At 37.8% G+C, this 17518-nt stretch carries 1 protein-coding gene; it reads right to left on the reverse strand.

Going from position 1 to position 17518, the window contains the following annotated elements; genetic code table 11:
* Nucleotides 1–3: 3 nt before the first annotated feature.
* The gene (locus NYE42_RS17580; RefSeq protein ID WP_352426616.1) at nucleotides 4–17103 is read right to left on the reverse strand and encodes an amino acid adenylation domain-containing protein; all 17100 of its coding nucleotides are present in this window, start codon (nucleotides 17101–17103) and stop codon (nucleotides 4–6) included.
* Between the last annotated feature and the right edge of the window lie 415 nt (nucleotides 17104–17518).

Below are 17518 nucleotides of genomic sequence, written 5' to 3' on the forward strand. Positions count from 1 at the left end.
CTCTTATTCATAATCAGTTCCATCATTTTCATAAAATTCGTTCACTTGTTGCAGTATAACTGGCAGGCTTTCTCCATCACATATAATGTGATGAATATCAACAAATAGATAGGAGGCCGTTGTTGTCTTCATTAATTTCACACGCATCAACGGTGCTTCGGATAAAACAAACGGTTGTATAAATTTATCGTATTCTGTTTGTATATCTATTTCGTCCACTTCGCTGTAGTCTATTAAAACCCTTGCGTCTGGAGAAATCGTTTGAATAGGCTCACCGTCCACAACATGGAAACTAGTTCGCAAGATTTCTTCTTGCTTTAACAGCTTATCCAAAGCCTTCTGTAATCTTTCTTTATCTAGCGGTTCTTCATAAGCATAAACGTCCGATACGTTGTAGTTAATATTAGGTCCGGTCATCTCGTCCAGAAGATAGAGTCGTTTCTGAGCTGAACTTGTAGGGTAGTATTCAGCTGCTGAAGCTTGTTCTATTGCCATAAACATCTCGCTCTCAATCGACTCGATATTTCCCGCTATCTGCTCGGGCGTACCAAAATTAAAAACATCTCTAATTGACAATCTTACTCCTATGGCCTTCTCCAATTCATTGCACAAGAGCACTGCTTTCAGTGACGATCCCCCTAGATCAAAGAAGCTATCAGTTACACTGACTTTTTCAATATCTAGAATGTTCTCAAATGCCTGCACGATCAGAGTTTCATATTCATTTCGTGCTGCAATATATTCCTTTGACTTATACTGCGGCTGGGGTAATGAGGCTTTGTCAAGTTTCCCATTACTTGTAAGTGGAATCGCATCAACCGAAATAATATGTGCAGGCACCATGTAATCTGGTAATACTTTACTTAACTTGATCTTAACGTCCTTTTCTTCTATTTCTGTCTCAGTTATTACATAGGCACACAGGAATTTCTCATTCCTTTTGTCTTCTCGCACTATGACTACAGCTTCATTTATGCCTTCAAGCTCCAATAAACGGCTTTCTACTTCTCGTGGTTCAATACGATATCCTCTGATTTTTGCTTGGTCATCCATCCGTCCAATATATTCAATGTTTCCGTTAGGTAACCAACGTGCCAAATCACCTGTCCGATACATCTTTCCGGATCCAAATGGGTTGTGTACAAACTTCTCGTCTGTCAGGTCTTGTCGATTTAGATAGCCTTGAGATACACCCTCACCTGTTATACATACCTCACCCGGAACTCCAATTCCACAAAGTTCATTTCCATTTAATATATAAATCTTTAATGTTGGAAGTGGCATTCCTATATCGCTAATTCCTCTCTCGATGGCTTCAGCATCAATATCGCGATAAGTAGCGTATACCGTGGTTTCTGTTGGCCCGTACATATTAACCAGACGACAATGTCTATTGTTCTCATGCCATTTCTTCAAATGTGCTGGATAAAGTGCCTCCCCTGCAAAAATAACATATCGTAAACTATTTATGGTTTGTCCTGTCGTTGCATCGATCAACGCATAGAATGGTGAAGGTACCTGGCATAAGATGGTTACCGCTTCTTTTTGGAGCAGCTCTCCGAAGGCATATCCATCTTTTACTGTATCCTCAGAAGGTATTACAAGCTTTGCTCCATTCAATAGACTTCCGAATATTTCCCAAACCGAAACATCAAAACAATAAGAATGGAATTGAACCCAAATATCATTTTCATATAAATCAAGCTTAAACTTGTCATTCTTGAGTAATCGCACTACATTTACATGCTGAACCATAACACCTTTTGGCCGGCCCGTCGTACCTGAGGTATAAATAACATACATCAAATCACTTGAGTGATTTACATGAACAAGGTTACTGCATTCCATTTGATAATTTGCCTCATCATGAAGATGCATGACAGGAATGTCAACTTCAGGTTCTTTTGTACTGCATAATACGACCTTTGGTTTACAGTCATTAATGATATAATTAATTCTTTCCTCTGGATAAGATGGATCAACCGGTACGTAAGCTGCTCCAGCCTTTAAAATAGCGTATATACCCACCACCATCTCCAAACACTTCTCTATTGAGATCACCACAAAGTCATTGGGTTGAATGTTATAGTCCTCACGAAGCTTTCTTGCCAGAGCATTCGCCCGTTCATTTAATTGTGCATAGGTCATCTGTTGTCCATTAAATGTGATGGCTATACTATTAGGTATTCTGGCGGCCTGCTCTTCAAGTAACTGCACAATCGTCATATTTTGAGGGAATTCTGCATCCGTCATATTGAACTCACCCAATATTTTTGCTTCTTCGTACAGATCTACCATGGCAATCTCCTGCAGCTTCTTTTCCGGAGACATTAAAACTCCTTCAATTAATGTTAAGAAGTGTTTTGCCATGTACTCGATCGTTTCTGGTTTGAATAAGTCTGTAGAATATTCAAAATCAATCTTATAGCCTTCTGCATCACTTATCATGGTTAAGGTAAGATCAAATTTAGAAATACTACCTTCAACGGATTCCCTTGTTCCAATATGAATACGATCCGAATAACTCTCTCTCTCATCGTCCTGCAATACAAACATCACATCAAATACTGGGTTTCTTGAGAACTCTCTCTTTACTCCCACTGCTTCAACTAAATCCTCGAACTGATAATCCTTGTTATCGTATGCCTGTAAACATTTCTCTTTTGTACGTAATAATACATCCTCAAATGTATCATCAGCGCACACATTCCCTTTGATTGCCAGAGTGTTTACAAACATGCCCAACATATTTTGGGTATCCGTATGGTTTCGGCCCGATATTGGCGTTCCTACTATAATTTCTTCCTGTCGACTGTATTTTCCTAACATAGAGAAAAAGGTGGATAACAACACCATAAACTCCGTTGCACCATACTTCTTCGCTAACTCTTTTACTTTAATACTCGTTTTTTCTTCTACCTGTGTTCGGAAATTAGCACCTCTAAAGCTTTGTTTATGAGGGCGTGGATAATCCATGATTAAATCTAGGACTGGTATATCACCGGAGAATTCTTTCTTCCAGTACGCTGCCTGTTCTGTGATATCTCTAGCATTTTGCCAAGCAGAAAAGTCTTTATACTGTACTCGTGGTGTTAACAATTCTCTTCCTTCATATAACTCTTGTATTTTGTAAAGCATAACTGGCATGCTTCCTGCATCACATAAAATATGGTGAATATCCAGGAATAAATATGAATCACTTGGAGTATTCAGTATTTTTGCACGCATTAGTGGTGATTTTGACAGGTCAAATGGTTGGACGAAAGTATTATATTCATCTTGGATATACTGTGAATCTGCTGTCTTTACTTCACTGTGCTCCAGCACAATTCTTGCATCTGAAGAAATTTTTTGAATTGGTTCACCATTCACGATATGGAAACTTGTCCTTAAAATTTCCTCATGCTCTACTAATTGATCCAATGCCCTCTGAAGTCGCTCATTGTCTGGTTTAACTTTAAGCTTGATTACTAAAGGAATATTATAAGTTATACCAGGGCCTGTTAGTTGGTCCAAAAGATAAAGTCTCTTTTGAGCTGAACTTATAGAATAGCTTTCTGCTTCTGCTATTTCTGGTATTTCTTCAAACGTATTCTCCTTTGAGTTTTTTATTTGTTCTGCAATATTTTTTGGTGTAACTAAATCAAAAATTTCTCTAAGTGGTAACCTTACCCCTGTGCTCTTCTCTAATTCATTACACAGCCGGATTACATTAAGCGAGTATCCACCCAAATCAAAGAAATTGTCATTTACACTTACTCTTTCCATAACAAGTACATGTTCAAATGCCTCTACTACCAATTTTTCCGTCTGGGTCTTTGGTGCCTCATAACCCCTTATCATCTTAGTTTCTTCAATAAACTGTTCCGGGTTCGGCAATAATTTACGATCTACTTTACCATTTGCAGATAGTGGAATCTCATCTACCTGTATGAATTGTGCCGGGATCATATAATCAGGCAGATGTTTGGCTAACTCTCTTTTTATTTCTGCCAATTCTACGGTCTCATCTGCAACAATATACCCACACAATTGCTTCTCTCCATGTGAATCACTGTAATCAGCGACGACGGACTGCTGAATATGTGGCAAATGATTGATACAGTGTTCTATTTCTCCTAGTTCGACACGATGTCCACGTATCTTAACTTGACTATCTTTTCTTCCCAGGAAGTCTACATATCCTTCCGGACGCATGACACCATAATCACCTGTTTTGTACAGATAACCTAATCTATGGTTGATAAAGGCGGCCTTCGTCTTCTCTTCTTCATTGAGATAACCTGCAGCGACTCCTTTTCCACCAATATGCAGTTCTCCTGGTACGCCTACTGGGCATTCTTCCCCACATTCATCCAGTACGTAAATTTGTTGATTTTTCAGCGGATAGCCGTAAGGGATACTTTTCCACTCTGGCTTCACTTCTGTGATTGGGAAATATATGGACCATATAGAGCCTTCCGTTGCTCCACCTAACCCGATGACTTGTGCTTTTGGCATTCTTGTTTTGATTTTCGCTGGCAAACCAAGAGAAATCCAGTCTCCACTTAGCATCACCATACGTAAGCGCTCTGCTGAAGTGCTATGCACCGTGTCTTGCTTTGTGCTTTCTAGATACATATCCATAATTGCCGGAACCGAATTCCATATCGTGATTTCTTCTTCGATCATGATCTGATGAATACTGACCATATCTAAAAGATCTGGAATTAATACTAACTGAGCTCCGCTAATGAGTGCTCCAAAAATATCATAGACGGATAAATCAAAGCTCATCGATGATAGGGCAATGATTTTATCTTCGCTATTTACTTGGAATTTCTCATTAATATCTAATAATGTATTCACTACTGCTTCATGGGTGATCACAACACCCTTAGGATGTCCAGTGCTTCCTGACGTATAGATAGCATAGGCTCTATCCTGCTGGCAGCCTTCTAACAGTTCTAAGGCGCCATCGTTATAGGTGGAAAGGTTCTCTGTTTCATATAAATCCGGATGAATCATGAGCTTGATATCACTATGTTCCACGATATATTTTATTCTTTCCTCAGGATGTTCCGGATTAACAGGAATATAAGCATGGCCGGCTTTTAAAATAGCTACCATATTTACAATGGTCTCAATTCGTCTCTCTGCCCAAACTCCAATATAAGAATTGAGCGCATAGTTTTGTTCTGCTAAATAACGAGCGACCTGATTGGATTTTCTCGCCAACTCGCCATAGGTCAATGTATCCTGTCCTAATTTGACTGCAATAGCATCTGGCGTCTTCTGGCATTGCTGGTCTATTAATCTTTGCAGTAAATCCCCTTCATAGTCTCCTTGTGTACGATTGTAATCAAGCAGAAGTTCAGACTGTGTTACAGGCAGCGGCATAGATGAAAGTTTATTGTCTATAACTTGCTGTAATCGAAGTTGATACGTTTCAAACATGGCACTGATCATGTCTTCATCAAACAAATCTTTTGCATAATCCCAAGTCACAATTAATTGTCCGTCGCTTTCCGCAACTTGGAAGTCCAAAAACACTTCAGGGGTCTGATTTATTCCGTATTTCAATTCTCCCCTACTACCTATATTGGCATTGAAAAAATCTACTTCGTCACGAAGCATACTCGTAAATACAATTGGCATTATAGCTTGACCTTCTTGACCACGGTGTTCAGCCAGATCACGCAGGAAATCAACCCCACTGTAAAATCTGTGGTCTAACGCTTCAAATAACCGATTCTGAATCTCAGTAGTTCTTTCCCAAAATGGTCTATGAGATGATAAATCGATATCTAACAACAATTTCGATACGAAATCCCCCATCAGAGACATTCCATCTTGATGAAAAGGCTGATTACTAAACAGATTTAAGCTAAGTGCCATATTGGATTGATTGCTCCATTTAAATAGAACTTCCGCATATATTGTGCACAATAACGCAGATGGTGCAATTTTGTTATCCAAAGCCTTGTTTCTCACAATCGCCCAGTCTGTCGCAGCAATTCTCGTTTCTAAACGTTTTACTGTTGCGTTGTTTACAGCATTCCCATTTGGAAGAAGTGGTAACTGAGGTGCATGCGGGAAATTGTCTACTTTTTCCTTCCAATAAGCTTGATCTCTTTGCTGCAATGCCCGCATCAAATCTGAAACTTGCTGTGCCAGATGATTGGCACGATGATCAAGCTCTGCTTGGGTCGAATCTTTCTCCTCTTTCTTAACATCCTCTTTCTTAAGTAGCTCTTGCAAACGGTCTTCTGGATGTTTTATAACTTCTGATAGTAATAAAACATAATCATCCAGCATTTGCTTTATCGTTTCCTGTTTAAATAAATCTGTAGAATACTCTAAGTTGACCACATAACCCTCTGATGTGTGTATTACCATTAAATTCAGATCAAACTTAGCTACTTTTCCTTCCATTGGTACCCATGTTCCACTCACAATGCTCTTTGAACCAGACATAATTTCACTCTCTGGCATCATGAACATTACATCAAATAATGGATTTCTTGATAAATCTCTCTTTACATCTACTGCCTCAACCAAGTCTTCATATTGAAAGTCCTGATTATCGTACGCACGAAGACATTTTTCTTTTACTCCAAGCAATACTTGTTCAAAACTCTCCTCTTGTTTCACTTTTCCTTTGATAGCCAAGGAGTTTACAAACATCCCCAGCATTTCTTGTGTATCAACGTGGGTTCTACCTGATACAGGAGTTCCGACTACAATTTCTTCCTGTTGACTGTATTTGCTCAATAGAATCATAAAGGTTGATAACATAGTCATGAATTCCGTAGCACCATGCTTCTTCGCTAATTCTTTTATTTCCATAAAAACTGGTTCTTCAATCTTAGTTTTTACGTTGGCACCATTGAAGCTCTTTTTCTTAGGACGTTGGAAATCTGTATTCAAATTAAGTATTGGAATTTCGCCTAAAAACTCGTTTTTCCAATATGCCGCCTGCTTCGTAATATCCTGAGTCATTTGCCAAGCAGAGAAATCTTTATAATGAAGCCTTGGGATTGGTAAAGTATTTCCTTCATATAACTCGCTTATCCAGTTCATCATAATAGGCAGACTTTCTCCATCAGAAACAATATGATGAATATCCAGCATCAAGTATGAAGCTTGTGGTGTCTGTAATAACTTAACCCGCATCAAAGGTGCTTTGAATAAATCAAATGGGCAAACAAAACGATCATATTCATCTTGAATATCTAGTGTATCTGCTTCTTTGTATTCCAATACTACTCTCGCATCTGGTTGAATCACTTGAACTGGCTCTCCATTAATAAGATGGAAGCTGGTTCTTAATACTTCTTCTCTCTCTAAGAGCTTATCTAATGCTCCCTGTAACTGCTCTTTATCCAGAGTGTTTTCGTATTTTATGACGTTCGAAATGTTATAGGAAATACTAGGACCTACTATCTCATTGAGAAGATAAAGTCGCTTTTGAACAGAACTCATAGGATAGAACTCTGCTTCAGCTATTTTCGGTATTTCCGAAAAACGATCCTGTTGTAAGCTTCCAATTCTTTCTGCAATACGTTTTGGTGTAGATAAAGCAAATATTTCACTAAGCTGCAGTCTTATACCGATTGTCTTTTCTAATTCATTACACAATAATGTAACTTTCAGTGAATGACCACCCAAGTCAAAAAAGCTATCATTGACACTAATTCCTGTTATTCCAAGGACTTTCTCAAATGCTTCAACTATTAACTTCTCTTCTCTATTTATTGGTGCTACATATTCCTTAGGCTTGTATTCTGGTTCTGGTAGTGCCGCTTTGTCCAGCTTTCCATTATGACTTAATGGAATTTGGTCAATTCGAATAATATACACAGGAACCATATAGTCTGGTAACTTCTTGCGTAATTCACTCTTGATTGTATCTTCGTCTAATTCTTCTATTTCTGTATGAACGACTACATAAGCACACAGATATTTTTCTCCTTGCTTGTCTTGTCGTACTACAACGGCTGCTCTACTAACTCCTTCGAGCTCCATCAAAGTACTTTCAATTTCTCCTGGTTCGATTCTGAAACCTCTTATCTTAACTTGATCATCTATACGGCCAAGGTACTCGATATTTCCATCCGGTATCCACCGTGCCAGATCACCTGTTTTATACATCATTCCTGAACCAAAAGGATTTTTAATAAATTTCTGAGCTGTTAATTCTTCACGATTTAAGTATCCACGCGACACACTTTCTCCTGCAATACATAATTCCCCTGGTACACCTATTCCGGCTATTTTTTCATTTGATAATATATAAATTTGTGTATTACTAATAGGCTTACCAATTAATATTTTATCTACATCTAAGCCTGTTGGACAATGATATCCACTGGAATTAACTGTAGTTTCTGCTGGACCATAGAGATTCAGTAGTTCTGCTCTTACTTGTCCTTTTTCCCTTAATTGATTATAATGTCTCACACTTTCCGCATTCAGTTTCTCACCAATATTAATGATATAACGCAGAGTATTTATTTTTTCTTTGCTCATATCTAATTCTTCTAGAAACATATTGAACATGGAAGGAACGAACTGGATTGCATTGACTTTATAATCCTGAATTACCTTGATGATCTTATCACTTTGACTTTCTTCTCCTTGTTGCAAAATAACAAGTTTACCACCCGCTAACATCCACCAAAATACTTCCCAGGCAAAAACATCAAATGCACAAGTGGTCTTCATTAAAAGAGATTCTCCCTCGTGTAATGGGTATTCTCTTTGTGTCCACATCTGCTGATTGACTATATTCTGATGCTCTACCATAACCCCTTTTGGTTTTCCTGTTGTACCCGATGTATAAACCAGATAAATAAGATCACGAGGAGTATTTACATGTTCTAGATTCCCTGCACCTTCTCCATAATTGCTTTCACTATATAAGTTAACAACCTTTTCAGGAGAAATATTATACTTTCCATGACCAATTAAAACCGCTTTAGGCTGGCTATCTTCCAATATATACTCGATACGTTCTTCTGGATACAATGGGTCAATGGGTACATATGCTGCACCCGACTTTATGATGGCATATAACCCGATCACCATCTCCAAACTTCTTTCTGCTATAATCGCAACAAAATCATCAGGCTGGACATGGTATTCCCGTCGTAACTTTAATGAAAGCTGATTGGCACGAGCATTTAATTCAGCGTAACTCAATTGCTCATTCCCGCATACAACTGCTGTATTATGGGGGGTTCTTGCTACTTGTTCTTCAAATAATTGTACAATTGTCTTGTCTCTTGGATAGTCGCTGTCCGTTGCGTTAAACTGTACTAATTCTTTCATTTCTTCTGCTTCACTGGTCATGCCTAATTCGATTAATTTCGTCTGTGGTGCTGCAATTGCTTGTTCCATAAGCCTTTGCAGATGGGAACCAATAATGTTTATTTGTTCCTTGTTATATAGCTTTGTACTGAAAAGAATTCTAAAATGGATACGATCACTCTTAAATGCTGTCATTCCCAAGTCATACCCAATTTGTTCGCGGTAATATTCGGATTCCACATTTAATTTGCCATCAATATTTATACTTGTTCCTTGATAACCTTCAAAGAAGAATAATGTTCCAATTAGATCTCTTCCTAATAAAGTATGATTCTGTATTTCTGCTAAGGGAAGAAAATCGTGTTCATTTGCAATAATTGCCTGGCTCTGTAATGATTTCAACAAATCGGCAAAGGTGTCTTCGTTTGTTGTCGATATACGTACGGGTATTGTATTGATAAATAAACCAACGATTTCTTCAATATCTTCAATCTCTGCATTTCTACCAGATACAACTTTTCCAAATACAACATCATTTGTTGAGTTGTATTTTTCCAATAAAACGCCCCAACAAGCTTCTACTAGCGTGTTCAATGTTACATCATATTGGGCACATATCGCTTCTGCTTGTTCAGTTACCTCTATGCTTAACTTAAACTCTTGGCTCTGACTCTCTTCTTCTGTTTCATCTGGACGACCTAAAGGTAGAATATCAGCCCTTGTCTCATATCCTTGAAGAAGGTCTTCCCAATATTTAAGGCTCGTCTCTTTATCTTTTTCATTTATATAATGGACAAACTTTTCATAGCTACCCATTTTATTAGAAGCAGCCTGATTAGGTGTTTTTAATTGTTCTTCATCTGTTGCCATATACGCACTAAATAATTCTTTACGCAAAATTGGCAAACACCAACCATCTAAAATAATATGATGGTTTGTCATGATCAACCGATAACCACTGTTGTTTATTTTTATCAGATTCATACGAAGTAGTGTATCTTCTTCTAAATCAAATCCTCGTTTTACATCTTGTTCCTTTAAATCAAGATAATCCGATTCATTATCTACTTCCATATAATTAAATTCCGGCATTCTTTCTTTCAATACAACTTGTCTTGGTACACTTACTCCCCGATAACAGATTTTTGTACGTAAAATATCATGCTGTGTTGCTAAATACTTAAAAGCTTTGTGCATCTTCTCTACATCTACATCTGCCAATCGCAACGTCTGCTGAACAACATATTTTGTAGATGATTCATCCATAAGCTTCTCATAGAGCATTCCCTCTTGCACAGGAGCCAATGGATAGATACGTTGAATTTCCTGGCCGCGGATTTCGACAGCTTCCTGTACATAACAAAATTCGCTATCTTTCCATACGCTCTCACCAAAATCACTTGCCGTTGACTCACTCTTCTGTGCGTGGGAGCAATGTTCTGCGACTGCTATCAGTTCTTCTTCATATGCTTTTCCTATTTGCTCAATTCTCTCAGCCAAATAACGACTGCTGTTGCAGGTTACTGTCATAGATAAACTACCTTTTTGCACATGACCTATGACGTTAATGGATGGTCCAAATTGATTACGAGGATTCGTATCCTGTCCATAACCTAATTGTGAAAACTCGAAATATAGATCGCCAGATTCTTTCTTTGTTCCTAGTTCTCCAAGATAATTAAATGATATATCTGGTGCCACTTCTACATCCATTTCTTCTGGATTACCCATGGCTGCATTCTTTATGATGCCATAATCAATTCCATGTCCTGGTACGCGTCGTAGTGTCTCTTTCGTATTTCGAATATCCTGTGCAATATTAGTGCCTAACTCATCTAAAACTACGGGATATATACTAGCGAACCATCCTATTGTCCTACCTAAATCAAAAGAGCCTACTGTTTCTTCACGACCATGTCCTTCCATCTGTATAGCAAGCGTTCTCTGACCTGTTACTTTGTTTACCGCACGTCCTAGTGCTGCTACAAGCAAGTCATTAATCTCTGTATTATAAGCATGTGCACTTTCTTTTAATAACTTTTCTGTGATAGCGGCATTAAGACATGCCACGGCTGTCTTTGGTTCGAATTTATCATCAATTCCATCTTCTTTTAACTTACCATCAACCAATTTATTTTCTATTTCTGACCAGTAAGCTAACCTTCTCTTTAACTTTTCACTCTGGCTGTAATAAGCTAATCCTTCGCTCCATACTTTAAAGGAAACGGTTTTAGCTGGTAATGTTATCTCTTTTTGATTCAAAGCTTGAGAGTAGCCCTTCTCCAAATCCTCAGTTAAAATCCGCCAGGAAATCACATCCATTATCATATGATGAGCTAGCAACATCATATAATCTTGCTCCGGCGTACTAAATAAAACAGCCTGCAATAATGGTCCTTCCGCCAAATCCATCTTTACTTTCGTTGTCTTAATTTTTTCCTGAATCTCTTCAGGTTCACATGCTATTTTTGTAAAGCCGTACCATTTCTTATCTTCTACTTTCCCTATAACCTGTTTCTTATCTTTGTACGTAGCTCTCAACATATCATGATGCTGCACTAACGCAGATAAAGCTTTTTGTAGTGCCAGATCATTTAGTTTTTCACGAACCTTAAACACTTGGCATACATTAAAATGTTCAGGATCTATCATATTTTGTGCGAAGAAGTAGTTTTGAATTGGTGTCAGTGAAATTTCACCAGTTATTTCTCCTTGCTCCGCAGGCATAATTTCTTTTTTTGTGGATAAATTCATGGCTATTAGCTTTGGTGTTCTCTCCATCAAAAGATTTCGCATGGAGCTATCGTATCCAGCTTCTCTTATCTTGTTTAGAATATGGATAGCCTTAATCGAATCTCCACCCAAATCAAAGAAATTGTCATTTACACTTACTCTTTCCATAACAAGTACATGTTCAAATGCCTCTACTACCAATTTTTCCGTCTGGGTCTTTGGTGCCTCATAACCCCTTATCATCTTAGTTTCTTCAATAAACTGTTCCGGGTTCGGCAATAATTTACGATCTACTTTACCATTTGCAGATAGTGGAATCTCATCTACCTGTATGAATTGTGCCGGGATCATATAATCAGGCAGATGTTTGGCTAACTCTCTTTTTATTTCTGCCAATTCTACGGTCTCATCTGCAACAATATACCCACACAATTGCTTCTCTCCATGTGAATCACTGTAATCAGCGACGACGGACTGCTGAATATGTGGCAAATGATTGATACAGTGTTCTATTTCTCCTAGTTCGACACGATGTCCACGTATCTTAACTTGACTATCTTTTCTTCCCAGGAAGTCTACATATCCTTCCGGACGCATGACACCATAATCACCTGTTTTGTACAGATAACCTAATCTATGGTTGATAAAGGCGGCCTTCGTCTTCTCTTCTTCATTGAGATAACCTGCAGCGACTCCTTTTCCACCAATATGCAGTTCTCCTGGTACGCCTACTGGGCATTCTTCCCCACATTCATCCAGTACGTAAATTTGTTGATTTTTCAGCGGATAGCCGTAAGGGATACTTTTCCACTCTGGCTTCACTTCTGTGATTGGGAAATATATGGACCATATAGAGCCTTCCGTTGCTCCACCTAACCCGATGACTTGTGCTTTTGGCATTCTTGTTTTGATTTTCGCTGGCAAACCAAGAGAAATCCAGTCTCCACTTAGCATCACCATACGTAAGCGCTCTGCTGAAGTGCTATGCACCGTGTCTTGCTTTGTGCTTTCTAGATACATATCCATAATTGCCGGAACCGAATTCCATATCGTGATTTCTTCTTCGATCATGATCTGATGAATACTGGCCATATCTAAAAGATCTGGAATTAATACTAACTGAGCTCCGCTAATGAGTGCTCCAAAAATATCATAGACGGATAAATCAAAGCTCATCGATGATAGGGCAATGATTTTATCTTCGCTATTTACTTGGAATTTCTCATTAATATCTAATAATGTATTCACTACTGCTTCATGGGTGATCACAACACCCTTAGGATGTCCAGTGCTTCCTGACGTATAGATAGCATAGGCTCTATCCTGCTGGCAGCCTTCTAACAGTTCTAAGGCGCCATCGTTATAGGTGGAAAGGTTCTCTGTTTCATATAAATCCGGATGAATCATGAGCTTGATATCACTATGTTCCACGATATATTTTATTCTTTCCTCAGGATGTTCCGGATTAACAGGAATATAAGCATGGCCGGCTTTTAAAATAGCTACCATATTTACAATGGTCTCAATTCGTCTCTCTGCCCAAACTCCAATATAAGAATTGAGCGCATAGTTTTGTTCTGCTAAATAACGAGCGACCTGATTGGATTTTCTCGCCAACTCGCCATAGGTCAATGTATCCTGTCCTAATTTGACTGCAATAGCATCTGGCGTCTTCTGGCATTGCTGGTCTATTAATCTTTGCAGTAAATCCCCTTCATAGTCTCCTTGTGTACGATTGTAATCAAGCAGAAGTTCAGACTGTGTTACAGGCAGCGGCATAGATGAAAGTTTATTGTCTATAACTTGCTGTAATCGAAGTTGATACGTTTCAAACATGGCACTGATCATGTCTTCATCAAACAAATCTTTTGCATAATCCCAAGTCATAATTAATTGTCCGTCTCTTTCCGTGACTTGGAAATCTAAAAATACTTGAGGGGTCTGGCTTATTCCGTATTTAATTTTCCCTAATTTCGTCAACGTATCTGCAAATTCCGATTTATCGAATAACATACTAGTAAATACAATTGGCATAATCGCTTTACTAGTCATTTCTCTCTTACTTGCAATATTTCGTATAACATCAACACCACTATAAAAACGATGGTCTACTGCTTCAAATAATATATCTTGAACCATAGATGCTTTCTCCCAAAAAGCACGATGAACAGATAAATCAATATCTAACAATAAAACTGATGTAAAATCTCCAATCAACTTCATTACGTCTGGATGAAAGGACTGTCGATTAAATAATGTTAAATTAAGTGCCATTCTGGATTGATTGCTCCATTTGCACAAAACTTCCGCATAAATTGTACATAAGAATACAGATGGTGTTACACCGTACTGAGTTGCCAGGCCCTTCACAATATTCCATTGATCAGTTGTCAGACTTTTCTCCATTCTCTGAAATATTGGTTTCTCTATGAATTCTGGCTCACAAACTAATGGTAGCTGAGGTGCATAGGGAAAATCCTCTATTTTGGCTTGCCAATAGTCTTGAGCTTTTTGATAGGCGGAAGATTCACGAAAGCTCTCCAATGCCCTTACATAATCTGAGAATTGGAATGTTAAAGGTTTAATCTCCATATTCGGTTTCTCATAATAATCCATTATCTCTTGTATTAAAATTAATAAACTGCCTCCATCAGCAATTAATAAGTCAATATCCAGGAAGAGATAATTTTTCTTCTCACCAAGAATAAATGCAGTCAACTCAAATAATGGCCAATGATCTTGTTGGAAAACAAAATGTGACCTGCTATTTCTTTTTTCCAATATACGTTTTTGTTGATCCTCTAAAGACAAGTCTTGTAAATCTTCAATACAAATCTCATAAGAAGAATTAGAACGCCGAACTTTTTGCATTCCTGTCTCATCAAAAATAGTACGCAGCATAAGCTGACGCTCTAAAACATGATTCAATGCATCGTTTAAGCGTTTAATATCTAATTCTGTTTCAAACTCATAATAGGCATGGGTGGAGACATTACCCATTTCCATAATATTTTGTCTTCCAACTAAATAGGCTCCTTGTATTTCTGTTACCTGGAACGGCTCATACCACATGTCTTTATTCCCTGTTAATTCGGATGCATTGACATCCTCTGCCTTTAGTTGTTCCTCAACCATCTTAATTATTTGTTCCAGGGTAGACATTTTGAAAAGGCTTACAATAGGGATTTCGACTTGAAATCGTTGATTTATTTCATCCTGGAAACGAATCAACGTTAACGAACTAACTCCCATCCGAGAAATCGTATCGTCTACTTTCAAAGAAGGGATAGAGAATACTTCTTTTGCAATTTCAACGATTTGATTTTCAATCTCCGTTTTGTTCCATGCTGACTTCTTTGCAGATTCCTTGATACTCTGATAAGAATATGGAGCTATTGCGATAACTTCATCAAACTCATGATTCTCAAATCGCTCTATTAAAAGAAAACGTTGCACCTTTCCACTTGTTGTTTTCGGTATCGTTTTTATTGGAATTACATAATCTGCAGCTATTCCAACCCGTTCTAATACCATATCCTGCACTTGATGGGCAAGTGGCAAAAATGCCTTGGCATCTTTTCGATTATGTACAAATACTATAATTTCATCCCTGATCGATGACGGATTGCGAACACCACACACAACGACTTGAGACAACTCTGGGATCGCCAATGTTAACATATTTTCTATATCGCTAGCATAATAATTCTGACCATTTACAAACAGAATATCCTTCTTTCTGCCCATTACAATGAGTTCTCCATTGCGTAAAAGTCCTAAATCTCCTGTACAGAAGAAGCCCTGTTCATTAAAAGGGGAACTATCATGATTCATATATCCCTCAAATACATTTTTCCCCTTGATCACTATATTGCCTATGTAATTTTCCCCTAAGATGTGGTCTTCATCATCTACAATCAATATTTCTAATTCATATAATGGTTCTCCTACTATGGCAAACTCTGCTGCATTTGGCTCCTTCGTTTCTATATACTCCACTTCTTGACCAATACGAGCTTTATGACGGTTAATACATACACTTCTATTATGTCCTTCTTCAGGAATAGTAACAGCCAGACTAGCTTCTGCCATACCATAGACTTGATGGATCGTATTTTCACGCAAGCCAGAAGACGAGAATTTTTCATAAAATCGTCTAATGGTATCCATTGATATTGGTTCTGCACCACACATTATGTTTCGCACACTAGATAAATCAATATTTTCTAAATGTGAATCCTTTACAGTCTTTATCATCCAGTCTAATCCAAAATTCGGACTTACAAGCACCGTTGCTTTTAATTGCGCACATTTTTGAAGATATAGCCAAGATTTCTTTAAAAATGTACCCGAATTTAGAAGGGAATGAGATATACCCGCAAATATCGGAGTTAAATGATAACCGATCAAGCCCATATCATGTGTCAATGGTAACCAACTAGCCATGACATCATTTGTGTCTAGTTTCAAACGATCTACTATCTGTGCCAAATTATAAACTAGATTTTCATGTGTTAATTTTACTCCTTTAGGGTTACCTGTGCTGCCAGACGAATATTGTATATACGCTAAGTCCTGACAATCTACTGTAACGCATTGCCCCTCTTCCATATTACATGCTAAGGTTTCATACTCTAAGTATTTCAAATTATTGGCTTCATAACTTTCTCTAAACGTATTTAAATTTCTTTCATCAGTAATTATCCACGCATTCGGCAACTGCTCACTTACTTTCACTAACTTCTTGAAAGCTTCAGTGTCAGGCGATGCAATTAGCGGTACAGACAGAGGAACGGGGATCATGCCTCCTAAAATACAACCCCAAAACAACCTTATAAAGGATAAATTATTGTTTGTCTGAAAGATAATATAAGAGCCCTTCTGAAATCCCTGCTTTTGTAGTGCCCCTAAGATGGATTTGGCATTAAAATAAAGACTTTCATAAGACTCAAACAATTCAGAGCCATCGGATTGAGTAAAGTAAACTCCCCTTGATTTCTCGTTAGCATAAATTCCAAGTAATTGATCTAGTGTTATATTAACTCCATCCTCTAATACTGATTTTGTATAGGGTTTCATATTGCACCTCTTAAAAAGTTATTGTTTTTATGATGCGATATTATCTTTGTTACAATTGATGCAACGTCTTGATCTTGCCTCTTTAATATTAAAATTTATGTTGAGAATTATTTATGTATATTGGCTTCTATAATTCTATTATATTATATTTAAGGATTATATCAACAAAATTCTTAAAATTTTTCCAGTTCAAAGGGCGTGGTTTAAACCCACCGCCCTTAGCCTTCGGGTTGGATAGTAATAATCAGAATCACTTAAAAAAACACTCAATAATGCCCCCGTTGTCAAGACACGATTTTTTGAGGAAAAAGTTATGTCCTTCTTATCATGTCATGTAGCATTTCAGGATGCGATCTGTTCTCAATATATCATTTTTTTACATTTTCCAATTTAATAGCGTGCAGAAAGGCAAACA

Source organism: Bacillus sp. FSL K6-2865 (assembly GCF_040311405.1).
In the GTDB taxonomy this organism is placed as follows: domain Bacteria; phylum Bacillota; class Bacilli; order Bacillales; family Bacillaceae; genus Bacillus; species Bacillus velezensis.

What these genes read in the sequence shown, in the direction of transcription:
- NYE42_RS17580 (WP_352426616.1), bottom strand. Translation starts at nt 17,103, where the DNA reads ATGAAACCCTATACAAAATCAGTATTAGAGGATGGAGTTAATATAACA.